Source organism: Citrobacter sp. XY323 (genome assembly GCF_025106035.1).
Lineage (GTDB): Bacteria > Pseudomonadota > Gammaproteobacteria > Enterobacterales > Enterobacteriaceae > Citrobacter > Citrobacter braakii.
Genome location: NZ_JANYUK010000011.1, coordinates 101,881 through 115,049 on the forward strand (window position 1 = coordinate 101,881; position 13,169 = coordinate 115,049).

General features: G+C 47.3%; 11 protein-coding genes and 2 pseudogenes. 7 read left to right on the forward strand and 6 right to left on the reverse strand.

All coding sequences use genetic code 11. From position 1 onward, the window contains the following. Positions 1–17: 17 nt before the first annotated feature. Positions 18–2,132 carry a bifunctional diguanylate cyclase/phosphodiesterase gene (locus N0B36_RS14630; protein WP_259688550.1) on the reverse strand — a complete coding sequence of 705 codons (2,115 nt, stop codon included), beginning with the start codon at positions 2,130–2,132 and terminating at the stop codon, positions 18–20. A gap of 410 nt (positions 2,133–2,542) precedes the next feature. On the opposite strand from N0B36_RS14630, the gene N0B36_RS14635 reads away from it, so the two are divergent. From N0B36_RS14635 to dbpA, 4 genes are all read left to right on the forward strand, one after another. Next, entirely contained in the window at positions 2,543–3,652 is a 1,110-nt protein-coding gene (locus N0B36_RS14635; RefSeq protein ID WP_181633667.1) for a methyl-accepting chemotaxis protein, read from the forward strand. Between the two features lie 156 nt (positions 3,653–3,808). Next, complete coding sequence (gene zntB / locus N0B36_RS14640) at positions 3,809–4,792, forward strand: zinc transporter ZntB (RefSeq protein ID WP_016153198.1); 984 nt, start codon at positions 3,809–3,811, stop codon at positions 4,790–4,792. Between the two features lie 275 nt (positions 4,793–5,067). Further along, a complete protein-coding gene (locus N0B36_RS14645) occupies positions 5,068–5,235 on the forward strand; it encodes a hypothetical protein (protein WP_016153197.1) in 168 nt (55 codons plus the stop codon). Positions 5,236–5,263: 28 nt separating this feature from the next. Beyond that, positions 5,264–6,637, forward strand: a complete 1,374-nt coding sequence (dbpA, locus tag N0B36_RS14650; protein WP_259688551.1) for an ATP-dependent RNA helicase DbpA — start codon at positions 5,264–5,266, stop codon at positions 6,635–6,637. 49 nt (positions 6,638–6,686) lie between these two features. Here dbpA and ttcA read toward each other — a convergent pair whose 3' ends face one another. Further along, on the reverse strand, positions 6,687–7,622 hold the full coding sequence (gene ttcA / locus N0B36_RS14655; protein ID WP_259688552.1) for a tRNA 2-thiocytidine(32) synthetase TtcA: 936 nt from the start codon (positions 7,620–7,622) through the stop codon (positions 6,687–6,689). Positions 7,623–7,671: 49 nt separating this feature from the next. Next, positions 7,672–8,031 (reverse strand): annotated as a pseudogene (locus tag N0B36_RS14660) (tyrosine-type recombinase/integrase); the annotation flags it as partial. On the opposite strand from N0B36_RS14660, the gene N0B36_RS14665 reads away from it, so the two are divergent. The 3 genes and pseudogenes from N0B36_RS14665 (at position 7,966) to N0B36_RS14675 (ending at position 10,733) form a co-directional block, all read left to right on the forward strand. Beyond that, the gene (locus N0B36_RS14665; RefSeq protein WP_311044825.1) at positions 7,966–8,256 is read left to right on the forward strand and encodes a hypothetical protein; all 291 of its coding nucleotides are present in this window, start codon (positions 7,966–7,968) and stop codon (positions 8,254–8,256) included. The pseudogene N0B36_RS14660 and the gene N0B36_RS14665 sit on opposite strands and share 66 nt — an antisense overlap. A gap of 746 nt (positions 8,257–9,002) precedes the next feature. Beyond that, positions 9,003–9,416 (forward strand): aegerolysin family protein, encoded by a 414-nt coding sequence (locus tag N0B36_RS14670; protein WP_049282421.1) that lies wholly within the window; start codon positions 9,003–9,005, stop codon positions 9,414–9,416. Between the two features lie 277 nt (positions 9,417–9,693). Beyond that, a pseudogene (locus N0B36_RS14675) lies at positions 9,694–10,733 on the forward strand (IS3 family transposase). A gap of 328 nt (positions 10,734–11,061) precedes the next feature. Here N0B36_RS14675 and uspF read toward each other — a convergent pair. The 3 genes from uspF to ompC all read right to left on the reverse strand — a co-directional run bounded on the left by uspF (position 11,062) and on the right by ompC (position 13,069). Further along, positions 11,062–11,496, reverse strand: a complete 435-nt coding sequence (gene uspF, locus N0B36_RS14680; RefSeq protein ID WP_016153190.1) for a universal stress protein UspF — start codon at positions 11,494–11,496, stop codon at positions 11,062–11,064. Positions 11,497–11,577: 81 nt separating this feature from the next. Further along, complete coding sequence (locus N0B36_RS14685; protein ID WP_016153189.1) at positions 11,578–11,790, reverse strand: KTSC domain-containing protein; 213 nt, start codon at positions 11,788–11,790, stop codon at positions 11,578–11,580. Between the two features lie 145 nt (positions 11,791–11,935). Next, positions 11,936–13,069 carry a porin OmpC gene (gene ompC / locus N0B36_RS14690; protein WP_016156616.1) on the reverse strand — a complete coding sequence of 378 codons (1,134 nt, stop codon included), beginning with the start codon at positions 13,067–13,069 and terminating at the stop codon, positions 11,936–11,938. Positions 13,070–13,169: the final 100 nt, after the last annotated feature.

Sequence of the window (13,169 nt, forward strand, 5' to 3'; positions counted from 1 at the left end):
TTTTAGATATTACAGTCTCACAAAGTTATTGATTGTCGGTGAGACAAGGGTTGTACGACTGGCTTTTGTTTGATGCTGTTTTCTTGTTGGATCAGTTCATGAATCTTATGCGCTGGCAGCGGTTTTGCAAACAGGAAACCTTGCAGCATGCTACACCCCATCTGGGTAAGAAGTATTTCCTGCTCCTGAGTTTCTATTCCTTCAGCCACCACGCGCATATTCATGGAGTGAGCTATGTCAATAATGGTAGACACAATTTTTGTATTTTTACTGTTCTCGCTAATATCTTTGACAAATATCCTGTCGATTTTTAATTCCCGTGCCGGCAGTGACTTCAACATCAATATATTTGAATAACCAGTGCCGAAATCATCAATAGAAACGGTGATCCCCAAAGCAGAGAAAGCATTCAGGATTTCAATACTGCGTTTTAAATTTTTAAGTGCGGTGCTCTCCGTGAGCTCCAGCGTGAGACAGGCAGGTGAAAGTTGGTATTGCGCCAGGGCGTTGCAAACAACATCAATAATATCATGCTGTTCAAACTGGGCGGGAGAGAGGTTAACGGCGAGCGTCCATTCTGTATTCCCTTGTAATGTCCACTGATGCAACTGCAAACATGCCTGTTGGATAACCCATTTGCTGACGGGAATAATCAGGCCCGTTTCTTCCAGCGCAGGCAGAAATTCAGCCGGTAGCAGCATGCCGCGCTCCGGATGATGCCAGCGTAATAACGCCTCAAAACCAGTCAGGGAATGATCTCCGGCGGTATATTTAGGCTGATACCATAGCTCAAACTGATTGCGTTCAAGCGCTTGTGAAAGTTCCTGTAGAAATGTCGGCGGCGTATCAGCGATAGCTTCCATCTGGGGACTATAAATAGCCCAGCCGTTTCTGCCCGCCTGTTTGACATGATACATCGCCATATCGGCCTTCACTTTTAGCTCATGCAGTGTCGAGCCATGTTCGGGATAAATACTGCTCCCCGCACTTAACGAAACCCGAATGGTATGACCGAATAAGGTAAAGGGGTCACCGATCGCATCTGAAATTCGCGCAAGCAAGGCGGAGATAGCCTGCGGGTTGCAGTCTGGAACCAGCAAGATAAATTCATCTCCCCCCAGTCTTGCCAGCGTCATTGAATCATCAAGGCAACTGTAGATACGCTGTGTACTGGCAATCAGCAGTTGATCGCCGATGTGATGCCCCCAGGTATCGTTAACGACTTTAAAACGATCGAGGTCGATAAATACCAACGCGAAATGCTGTTGATGCAATTTGGAATGCCGCAGGCAGGCCTGTAAGCGGGTATCTATTTGCGTTCGATTAGCAAGTCCGGTCAGCGCGTCGAAGTGGACCTGATGTTCAAGCTGGCAGTTCAACTGATGCAGGTTGTCAGCCAGTCGGGAAGTGCGCAGTTGTGAATCCACCATCGAGACGACCAGCATGATACCCAAAATAATTAGCGTGACGGCGCAGACCCAGACAGAGAGTTCCAGCGTACTGAGCCCATCGTGCGCAGTGTGTCCAAAATGGGTGAACGTTGCCGCTCCCATACCGGTGTAATGCATAGAAGCAATTGCCAGCGCCATAATAAGGGCTGCAATAAGTCGGTTAATCAGCACGCGACGGGTGTTTTGGCGTAAATGGAAGGCCAGCCATAAACCTACGCCAGACGCAACGACGGCAATAATTACAGAGAGCAAAATCAGCGAGCGATCCCATGAGATGGCCACATGTTCGATAATGGCATACATGCCAACATAGTGCATCGTGACAACGCCGGCACTCAATATGCTGGTGGCAATGACCAGTCGTTTTGTTGATAGCGTATTACCGGAAATAGCGATATTGATGGCGAGAGTTGCAGAAATGAGCGCAATAAAGAACGAAAACGCGGTGAGTGATAGGTGATAATTGATCGGCATAGTCATTTTCATGGCCAGCATACCGATAAAATGCATCGACCAGATGCCCATACCCAGCGTAGCGCCGCCAGATAGCCGCCAGAAGGTAGATTCACGTTTGCTGGAGATTGCTACCTTACCCGCGCTGTCGAGGGCAATAAAGGAGGCAATAAATGCGACAACAAAGGAAATCCCAATCAATACAGGGTCCCACGACACGTGCAACATCTTACTACCTATCGAAAAAAAGCCGTGATGATAAATCTAGCAGGTTTTGTCCAGTTAACCTGATAAAACCAGGAATGTTCTTGTGTTTTTGCAATGAGTATTAGAGCGAAGGGCAAGATATTGAAAATGACAAGCCATTACTTATATAAACATTCATAAAAATTATGTTTCTGTGTGTTTTATGCTCGTCACGTGCTCGCCATCACAATAATCTGATGGTGGGGAACATTACAGCCATTGGTGGGATAAAGTGCTGACCTATTATGAATGACTAGTGTAATTTATTGACTTAAGTAAAAGGTCTTCTGGCTCTCATTGAAAGTTCAGCTTTCGTCACAGAGCAATGGAAATCTGTATTGCAGATGCTATAAAAATAACATCTACGTTATTTCTTGGTGCACAGGGTTAAAATGTTAAATGATATTAGCGTCAGAACCTTTATTGTTTTATTTCTGCTCATTACGGCGGTTGCGCTCAATGTTGTTGAAATGATTTTTTCGGCTACCCCAGAAATTATTATTGGTACTAATGCGGTAAGCATTATTTCTATATTATGTTTGTGGTGGTACATGACGAAATATCTGGTCATGCCGATTAATACGGTCAAAAGAAGCATTGAAGAGGTAACATCCGGGAATCTGGCAATCAGTATTCCCGAGTTTGGTAATAACTGTGCGGGTAGACTAATTCCTGGCATCAATAGCTTATCAAGTAATATTTCAGCACTCGTTAATGAGATCAGAACATCCTCGCAAACGGCGATGACGCTTTCTGAACAGCTGGCGGAACGCAGCGCCGAGCTTTCAGTGAAAACAGAACAGCAATCCGGAGCATTAATGCAGACGGCTGCCAACATGGATGAAATAGCGGTTAATACGCGGAATAATGCTGATAACACGCAAATAGCCAGCGCCCAGGCAACAATTGCCACGCAATGCGCCCGTCAGGGTGGCGAATTAATGGTGCAGGTTGCGACAAATATGCGTTCAATCACCGAATGCGCACAGCAAATGACAGAAATTATTACGCTGATAGATGGTATTGCATTCCAGACAAATATTCTGGCATTGAATGCTGCTGTGGAAGCTGCAAGGGCCGGTGAACATGGCAAAGGTTTTTCTGTGGTGGCCGGTGAGGTAAGAATGCTTGCACACCGCAGTGCAGATGCCGCTAAGAATATTAAGCAACTGATTGCCCAAACCCATCAAAATGTTCAGCAAGGCGCTGCTATTGTGCGTGAAGCTGAAAAAAACATGCATGATATTGTCGGGGGGGCAGGGCAATTAAACCAACTGATGGGCGAGATATTAACCACTACGCAGGAGCAGGAGAAAGGGATTATCAGAATTACCCATGCTCTGGCCGAACTGGAGAACGTCACTCAAAGTAATGCCATTATGGTTGATGAGCTTTCTGACTCCTCCGGTATCCTGAAAAACCAGGTGATTGACCTTCAATCGCGAACGCATAAATTTCGCTTAAGTCATACGCTTGAATCAGAGAGACGCCAGCGGGCCTGAGAGGGGCATCTCGTAACCAGCGCCGCATTCGTCGGCGCTTTTCTTATTATCAGATACTTTTTATGAATCATTTCAGCACAATGGGACAATGAGATATTGCTTAACATATTCTGACAGCTAGACTAACGAAAAAAGCTGAATGTTTGTGGAGGCGCTGTGGAAGCCATTAAGGGAACGGATGTTAATGTGCCGGATGCCGTGTTTGCCTGGCTGTTGGATGGCCGTGGTGGGGTGAAACCACTGGAAGATAACGATGTTATCGACAGTCAACATCCCTGCTGGCTGCATCTTAATTATACCCATCCTGAAAGCGCGCAATGGCTGGCGACAACGCCTTTACTTCCCAATAACGTGCGTGATGCGCTGGCGGGTGAAAGCACACGCCCACGCGTAAGCCGGGTAGGGGAAGGTACGTTGATTACGCTGCGCTGTATTAACGGCAGCACCGACGAGCGACCTGACCAACTGGTTGCGATGCGCTTATATATGGATGAACGTCTGATTGTCTCAACGCGTCAGCGTAAAGTCTTGGCACTGGATGATGTGGTCAGCGATCTCCAGGAAGGCACGGGAGCGGCTGATTGTGGTAGTTGGCTGGTGGATGTTTGCGATGCACTAACCGATCATGCCAGTGAGTTTATCGAACAACTGCACGATAAGATTATTGATCTGGAAGATAACCTGCTCGATCAGCAGATTCCGCCGCGTGGTTTCCTGGCATTGCTGCGTAAGCAGTTAATTGTGATGCGCCGCTATATGGCGCCTCAGCGCGATGTCTATTCCCGGCTGGCGAGCGAACGTTTTTCCTGGATGACCGACGACCATCGGCGGCGGATGCAGGATATCGCTGACAGGCTAGGGAGAGGGCTGGATGAAATAGATGCTTGTATTGCCAGGACCGGTATTATGGCGGATGAAATTGCGCAGGTTATGCAGGAGTCTCTGGCTCGCCGAACGTATACAATGTCATTGATGGCAATGGTTTTTCTTCCCAGCACATTTTTAACCGGGCTGTTTGGCGTTAACCTCGGCGGTATCCCTGGCGGTGGCTGGCAGTTTGGCTTCTCACTTTTTTGTATTCTGTTAGTGGTCCTGATTGGTGGTGTTACTTTATGGTTGCATCGTAGTAAATGGTTGTAACAACAACGTTTTTTAGTGACTTTTGCGCATGAAAACGTCCTGGTTTTTGAGCGAAGTCAATAAACCATCTACCTATTCGGGGCAATATCTCTCTCGCAGGTGAATGCAACGTCAAGCGATGGGCGTTGCGCTCCATATTGTCTTACTTCCTTTTTTGAATTACTGCATAGCACAATTGATTCGTACGACGCCGACTTAGATTAGTCGGCTTTTTTTTGCCTGCAGGAAATCAGCGTCTACCCTAAAAGAGCCAACCTGAATAACTGGAGGGGTATATGAACTGTCTGATTGCAACGCCGCACACTGATTCGCTACCGACCGACCCGGTTCCCATTCCCGATCCCATACCTCGTCCGCAGCCAATGCCGGATCCGCCACCGGATGAAGAGCCGATTAAATTGTCGCATCGCGGGCGCAGATCTGCGAGGATACGCGCCTGCTGATTGTGAGTTTTTACCGCGAGATTAAATTGTGACCGCTTTTTCAACCCTGAATGTTTTACCTGCTGCCCAACTCGAGAATCTTAACGAGCTGGGTTATCTTGAAATGACGCCTGTTCAGGCTGCTGCGTTACCGGCAATTCTGGCGGGGAAAGATGTTCGCGTGCAGGCTAAAACCGGCAGTGGCAAAACGGCGGCTTTTGGTCTTGGATTATTACAGCATGTTGATGTCGCGCTGTTTCAGACACAGTCCCTGGTGCTGTGCCCAACGCGCGAGCTTGCCGACCAGGTGGCGGGTGAGTTGCGTCGCTTAGCGCGCTTTCTGCCAAACACCAAGATCTTAACGTTGTGCGGTGGGCAGCCCTTTGGCGCACAACGTGACTCCCTGCAGCATGCGCCACATATTATTGTCGCCACGCCGGGGCGTTTACTCGACCATCTGCAAAAAGGCACTGTTTCTCTGGAGGCCCTGAATACGCTGGTGATGGATGAAGCCGATCGCATGCTGGATATGGGCTTTAGCGATGCGATTGATGATGTCATTCGCTTTGCGCCGGCTTCGCGTCAGACCTTACTGTTTTCTGCGACCTGGCCGGAAGCCATTGCCGCCATTAGTGGCCGGGTGCAACAAAATCCATTAACGATCGAAATTGATACCGTTGACGCGCTGCCGGCGATTGAGCAGCAGTTTTTCGAAACTTCCAGCCACGGCAAAATTGCGCTGCTGCAAAAATTGCTCAGTCAGCATCAACCTGCATCATGCGTAGTTTTTTGTAATACCAAAAAAGATTGTCAGGCCGTGTGTGACGCGCTGAATGCGGCGGGGCAAAGCGCTCTCTCACTGCATGGCGATCTTGAGCAGCGCGATCGCGATCAGACGCTGGTCCGTTTTGCCAACGGTAGCGTGCGCATTCTGGTTGCTACCGATGTGGCCGCGCGTGGTCTGGATATTAAATCACTTGAGCTGGTGGTTAACTTCGAACTGGCGTGGGATCCGGAAGTCCACGTCCATCGTATCGGACGTACCGCGCGTGCCGGCAACAGTGGTCTGGCGATTAGCTTCTGTGCACCGGAAGAAGCGCAGCGGGCCAATATTCTTTCTGAAATGCTGCAACTGAAGCTGAACTGGCTGCCAGCTCCCGCTAACGGCCCAATCCTGCCGCTGGAAGCTGAGATGGCGACGTTATGCATTGATGGCGGTAAAAAGGCTAAAATGCGTCCCGGCGATGTTCTCGGCGCGCTGACCGGTGATATTGGTCTGGAAGGCGCCGATATCGGCAAAATTGCCGTTCATCCGGCGCATGTCTATGTCGCTGTTCGCCAGACTGTAGCGCATAAGGCATGGAAGCAATTGCAAAACGGTAAGATAAAAGGCAAGACTTGCCGGGTTCGGTTATTGAAATAACCACTCGTCGGAGCGCCTGATGGCGCTCCGCTTATCCGGCACTATCGACTTACTTCACTTCCACGACGTTCAGGCGCAGCTCATCCAGTTGAGCATCATCTTCTTCTGGCTGCCAGCCCGCAGGCTGCAGCGGGATCTCTTCACGATCGAACGCTAAATCACCGCCGTCCACAACCTCTGAACCGTGCCTGATACCTTTGAAATCGAACAGATTGATATCGCTCAGATGTGAAGGTACAACGTTCTGCATTGCGCTGAACATGGTTTCAATACGCCCTGGATAGCGTTTGTCCCAGTCGCGCAGCATATCGGCAATGACCTGGCGCTGCAGGTTAGGCTGTGAGCCGCACAGATTACATGGAATAATCGGGAAACCTTTCGCTTCGGAGAAACGCTCGATATCTTTCTCACGGCAGTAAGCCAGCGGACGGATAACGATATGTTTACCGTCATCGCTCATCAGCTTCGGCGGCATACCTTTCATCTTCCCGCCGTAGAACATGTTTAAGAACAGCGTTTGCAGGATATCGTCGCGATGGTGACCGAGCGCAATCTTGGTGGCGCCTAACTCAGTTGCCGTGCGGTACAGAATGCCGCGACGCAGGCGAGAGCAGAGCGAGCAGGTCGTTTTGCCTTCAGGGATTTTATCTTTGACGATCCCGTAGGTGTTTTCTTCGACAATCTTATACTCCACGCCCAGTTGTTCCAGATATTCCGGCAGAATATGCTCCGGGAAGCCAGGTTGTTTCTGATCGAGGTTAACCGCAACTAAGGAAAAACTGATCGGGGCGCTTTGCTGCAAATTACGCAGGATCTCCAGCATGGTATAGCTGTCTTTCCCTCCGGAAAGGCACACCATAATGCGATCGCCGTCTTCGATCATATTGAAGTCGGCAATGGCTTCGCCCACGTTACGGCGCAGACGCTTTTGCAATTTGTTCAGGTTGTATTGTTCTTTCTTTGTAACTTTTTGATTTTCTTGCATTATTTACTGTCTCTGACTCCAAAAGGGGCATATAAGGGGCAAAAATTTTTTACAGGGCAAGTTTGGCATTGAGCATTTTCACCTGTTCGCCGTTCAGTTCTTCAATCCATGCACTGTAAATTTCGTATACCATCTGCGCGTTTTCATGCCCCATCTGATTAGCTATAAATGATGGGTTCGCTCCAGCCGATAACAGCCAGCAAGCAAAAGTATGCCGCGTATGGTACGGATTACGGCGACGAATACCAGCACGTTTTACAGCAGCGTTCCATCTGGCACCTATGCTACTCATAGAGTAGTAGGGTTTTTGTTCCCCCTTGCGCATCCTGGGCATGAAAACAAAATGCACTTTCTGGATCCCGGTAGCGCCATACTCACGGTGGTGAAAGATTATTTTTGTCTTAGGGTGCCAAAAGCGCTAGTTAGTATTCTCAACGAGGCGTTAGCGGACGATGATGCAGATTTTATGGAGCAGTGCGTGCTGGAGGCGTTCGAACAGAATGATCCGGTTTATATTATTGGTGCGAGCTACTACACGACGAGAAAAAATTTCGGACCTGACCCGGAATATTCAGCAGATTGCGCCCTGGCTGACAGCAGACGAGGCCCGCAAGCGCGTGCGCTGGTGCGTTGAGATATTCGGAGCGCGGGTGTATCTGGAGGCCCGTCGTCAGTTGCGTACTGAAAAACACTAACGAGGAACCGGGTAAACGTAATCCTAAAACACCGAGTAGCTGTATGTTTCCCTAAACTCATTGCTCATTATGAAAAAACCTAAAAGGAATAGGGTTTATCATGAAAAAAATATCATTGTGTTGTTTGTGTGTTTTAGCGCTATCCGGCTGTACCGTTCAAAAACAGATGACGCCTGTCAGTGGGAGCAAAGCCGACGGGACAATTAGAATGGGTTATCACGTTGGTGATAGCTATGGAGCGTTTGAAAAAGCGAATGTTGATATCATTTTTGCTTTCCGGCGATACGACAGGGGTATTCGCGAGGTGCATTGCACCAGTACCCCTGTCACATCGTCGGTTTGCAGGGTGTGCAAAAAACTCTTGGCTTCAGTTTTTTTTCAGAGAGTTATTCTTCATGTATACCATGTTAAATATAATGTGGCTTGACTTGATATAGTTATTCACAATATTAATTGAATCTATTGTTATATTTTTGAAATAAATAAATTTGGTTGTTTTATGTTCCAAATTTACAGGTTGCTTTTTGTCAATATATGTATAAATGGCTGGTGGATATTTTTGGTTAAGTCTGAAATTGAGTGGTTTGTCACAAATTTAACACCATCTAAATGGTACTAATTATTCGTCGATACAGTCGAGTAACGATAAATTATTTTATATTCCAATGAAAATTAAGGATGAATTATGGCTTACGCTCAATGGGCAGAAATTAAAATAGTTGTCGCTGAAGGACAATCCGTATCCATTAGAAACGCATCACACGATAGTGGAAAATTTTATAAACTAGGAAATAAAGATCAGGAGTTATCACCAGATAGAATAAATGAAATGGTGATTACCAGCTCTTCGACTGCCGATGAGGCCACGATCTGCGCATGTGGGCGTTCAGATGCTGCTGTTGGCACTGAGGGCAGTTTCGTTATGTATAATGGCCCTGAAAAAATTGGCCGCTTTTATTGGGATTGCCCTTGGGGGAAAAAGACCAATAAGAAAGAATATACAAGTGCCTCTAATAAATATGTTGTACAAGTTGAAGGCGGTAACGTTGACTCTGGTGCGTTAGGTAATATAACGCTTACTGTTGTGAAAATCAGATAATACTATCTTTAACTTGATTAAATTAATATAGGCCCTGGTATTCGCCGGGGCTTTTTCATATCCGCTTTCCGTAAACCCCATAGTTAACCATCAACTTTCTAGTCTGGTCGTTAAATCCAATCTGTGGGATTTGCAGAAAAACAAAGTAGCAATCCACTCCCCGCGCTGACGGGGTTTTTATTCAAATACGCGTCTGCCTGTAAGTCTCCCGCATAATCGTGCCATTCACATTTAGAGATCCTCCGGCATAATCAATCTGCCAACAAAGGAGGTCGCTATGCGTAAAGCCCGTTTTACTGAGCATCTGATCATCGCCGTGATTAAGTCGGTTGAAGCCGGACGAACTGTTAAGGATGTCTCCCGGGAGACCGGTATCTCTGAAGCCACCTACTACAACTGAAAGTCCAGATACGGCGGTATGTAGGCTTCTGATATTAAAAAGATTAAGGATCTTGAGGACGAGAACCGGGCGCTGAAAGACATTATCGAAAAAAAGCTTTAAAACCAGCCTTTAAGCGTGAGCTGGTCACTCATCTGATAACGACATTTGGACTCAGTATCCGTCAGGCCTGCCGGAGTCTGAACCTGAGCAGAACGGTTTACCATTACCGTCCAGATACCACGCGTGACGAACCCGTTATTGTCGCGTTGCAGGCAGTGGCAGAGCGATACCCACGATACGGTTTTCCGAAACTTTTCCTGGTTCTGCGGCGGCAGGGATACCCGTGGAATCACATATTTACTGTCTGCTGGAGCTGAATTTTCGCCGAAAGGGCAAACAGCGCTTGCCGGTGCGTAATCCCTCGCCACCGGCCACGCCTGAAGCGCTGAACCAGAGCTGGTCTGTCGATTCTATGCATGATGCTCTGGTCTGTGGCCATCGTTTTCGCACATTCAATGTTGTTGATGACTTTAACCGTGAGGCATTGTCGATTGAAATCGATCTGAATCTGCCAGCTTTGCGCGTGGTCCGTGTACTCGACAGGATCGCGGCAAATCGCGAACTGGATGATTCAATAGGTATCATGGTCCGGAATCACTGGCCGAATGGGCAGAGAAACATGCAGTAAAACTGGAGTTTATCCAGCCAGGTAAGCCGACGCAGAACGCTTTCATTGAACGCTTTAACCGGACATACCGTACAGAAAAACTCGATTTTCATCTGTTCAGAACGCTGAATGAAGTGCGGGAAATCACGGAGAAATGGTGTCAGAATATAACTGTGAACGCGCGCATGAATCACTGAACAATATGACACCGGAGGAATATCGACAACACCATTATTTGGCCGGGATCTCAAAAAATGCATGGAACTAAAACGGGTCTATTTACACGCTTATCTTTTTGATTATTCGATAAAAATAGTCTTATCAATAAGCTACGTTTTTTAATCCTTCATGTTCAGGTTGTATTGTTCTTTCTTGCTAATATCTTGATTTTGCGACATTTAATAGAGGCTCAATTCATAGTGTGGCATCAGAAGAGTATGCATCACGCCGGATAGTCCGGCAAAAGAAGTCTGATATAAAAACTGTGGCGTGTATGGTACGGATAAGCGGGAAAAATGTCAGCACATTTAGGACAGGAATCGTGGGGTATAAGAGGTAGAAACAAAAAGCCCGCAGCGATGTGCGGGCCAGACAGCTTAGCGGACTACCAGTACCGAACACTCCGCATGACGCACCACGGCTGCGGCGTTAGACCCCAGCAGGTAGGTGGTGATGTCAGGTCGATGTGAGGCAATAATGACCATATCAGCCGGTAATTTTTTGGCCATCTCCAGAATCTTATCTTTTGGCGCACCTTCTGTGACATGAACGTGCACTCTGTCCGTTGGGATATTGAACTTCTTGATAATCTCTTCCAGTTGAGATTTTGCTTCGGCTTTCAGATCTTCCATGGCCGGTAACTCTGCCGAGTAGGCCAATCCCAGGGAAGCATAATAGGGCAGTGACGGAATTACGGTCAAAAAATGAACCTGTGCATCGTCAATTTTTGCCTCTGCTTCAACATGGGCTATAACACGTTGAGTTAATTCTGAGTCTGAAATATCGATGGGTACAAGAATCGTTCTGTTCATAAAACCTCCTGTTTAAGTATCCACCCAAAGCTTACCGCGTAATGGCACTTTATGTACAATGACAAAGATCACATTTTGGCATCACTTTATTTTTATTTCAGGAAACTTTCCTTTTATTACTCCATCGTAAAATCGACCTTTAGAAACGACGCTTAGGAAATCACGAAAAATACGAGCAGGGACATGCTGATATTGCAGAGTAGACAACTGGTGAAAGCGAATTTCTAGCGTGCGGGAGGATTCGTCATAGCCGACGGATGCAATACGGGATGATTTTACAGGATGATGATTCATTGCAGGTATCCTCTACTACAGGTCTTAATGCAAGATATCATCTATCAGAGATGTGTTTTAGCGCAACAGATATAATGTTTTGATCTGGATAAAACAGAATTGTTAGAACATAAAGAGAGCCCGCTGTTGCCAGCGGGCTGACGGATTAGAATTGGTAAACCATACCCAGTGCTACTACGTCATCGGTAGAGATGTCGTTTTGGCTGTAGAAGTTTTTATCTTCATCCAGCAGGTTGATTTTGTAATCAACGTAGGTGGAGAAGTTTTTGTTGAAGTAGTAAGTAGCGCCAACGGATGCGTATTTCACCAGATCCTGGTCGCCATCAGATCCGTTTACACCCAGATCCTTACCTTTAGACATCAGGAAAGAAACTTCCGGACGCAGACCGAAGTCGAACTGGTATTGCGCAGTCACTTCAAAGTTCTGAGTTTTGTTGGCAATCGTATTATCACTACCGTTTGAGCCACCATAAGGGGTCATGTTGCGGGTTTCGGAGTACATGGTTGCCAGGTAGATGTTGTTCGCGTCGTATTTCAGACCGACTGTCCACGCGTCAGCTTTATCACCGCCCGCGGTAGAATCGTTAACCTGCTCGTTAGTACGGTCAGAAGAGGTGTATGCTGCACCGAAGCTTACACCCATACCCAAATCGTAGGTCGAGGAGATACCGAAGCCGTCACCGTTGGAGTTCTTCATGTTACGATCGTCGCCACCGTTATTGGTGCCTTCCTGCTCTGGTGACTGATTTTCGTTCGCGCCCTGATACTGCAACGCCACGTTCAGACCGTCAACCAGACCAAAGAAGTCGGTATTACGGTAGGTCGCCACGCCGTTCGCGCGACCGGTCATGAAGTTGTCTGCTTTGGTGTAAGAGTCGCCACCGAATTCCGGCAGCATATCGGTCCAGCCTTCAACGTCGTACATTACGCCGTAGTTACGGCCGTAGTCGAATGAGCCGTAGTCGCCGACTTTAATACCTGCGAATGCCAGACGAGTCCAGGAGTCGCCTTTATCACCTTCGGTGCCGTTAGCCTGAACCTGATATTCCCACTGGCCGTAACCGGTGATCATATCGTTAACCTGAGTTTCGCCTTTGAAGCCCATACGCATATAAGTCTGATCGCCATCACTGTTAGCGTCATCAGAGAAATAATGCAGGCCGTCTACTTTGCCATAGAGATCTAATTTGTTGCCGTCTTTATTATAAACTTCAGCAGCGTGAGCAGCGCCTGCAGCCAGCAGGGCAGGAATTACGAGAGCCAGTACTTTTCTGTTCATTGAAATAATCCTTTAGTTTTTTTATTAACCTGTGACTACCCATGTAGGGAGTAAAAGCATGCTAAAGGAGAAGTTCCGTAAAGGGATAAATATGAATTGT

Coding starts and splice junctions, on each gene's coding strand:
- ttcA (WP_259688552.1), bottom strand. CDS start 7,622: ATGCAAGAAAATCAAAAAGTTACAAAGAAAGAACAATACAACCTGAAC.
- N0B36_RS14630 (WP_259688550.1), bottom strand. CDS start 2,132: ATGTTGCACGTGTCGTGGGACCCTGTATTGATTGGGATTTCCTTTGTT.
- N0B36_RS14685 (WP_016153189.1), bottom strand. CDS start 11,790: ATGAATCATCATCCTGTAAAATCATCCCGTATTGCATCCGTCGGCTAT.
- N0B36_RS14645 (WP_016153197.1), top strand. CDS start 5,068: ATGAACTGTCTGATTGCAACGCCGCACACTGATTCGCTACCGACCGAC.
- N0B36_RS14665 (WP_311044825.1), top strand. CDS start 7,966: ATGCACTTTCTGGATCCCGGTAGCGCCATACTCACGGTGGTGAAAGAT.
- N0B36_RS14635 (WP_181633667.1), top strand. CDS start 2,543: ATGTTAAATGATATTAGCGTCAGAACCTTTATTGTTTTATTTCTGCTC.
- N0B36_RS14670 (WP_049282421.1), top strand. CDS start 9,003: ATGGCTTACGCTCAATGGGCAGAAATTAAAATAGTTGTCGCTGAAGGA.
- uspF (WP_016153190.1), bottom strand. CDS start 11,496: ATGAACAGAACGATTCTTGTACCCATCGATATTTCAGACTCAGAATTA.
- ompC (WP_016156616.1), bottom strand. CDS start 13,069: ATGAACAGAAAAGTACTGGCTCTCGTAATTCCTGCCCTGCTGGCTGCA.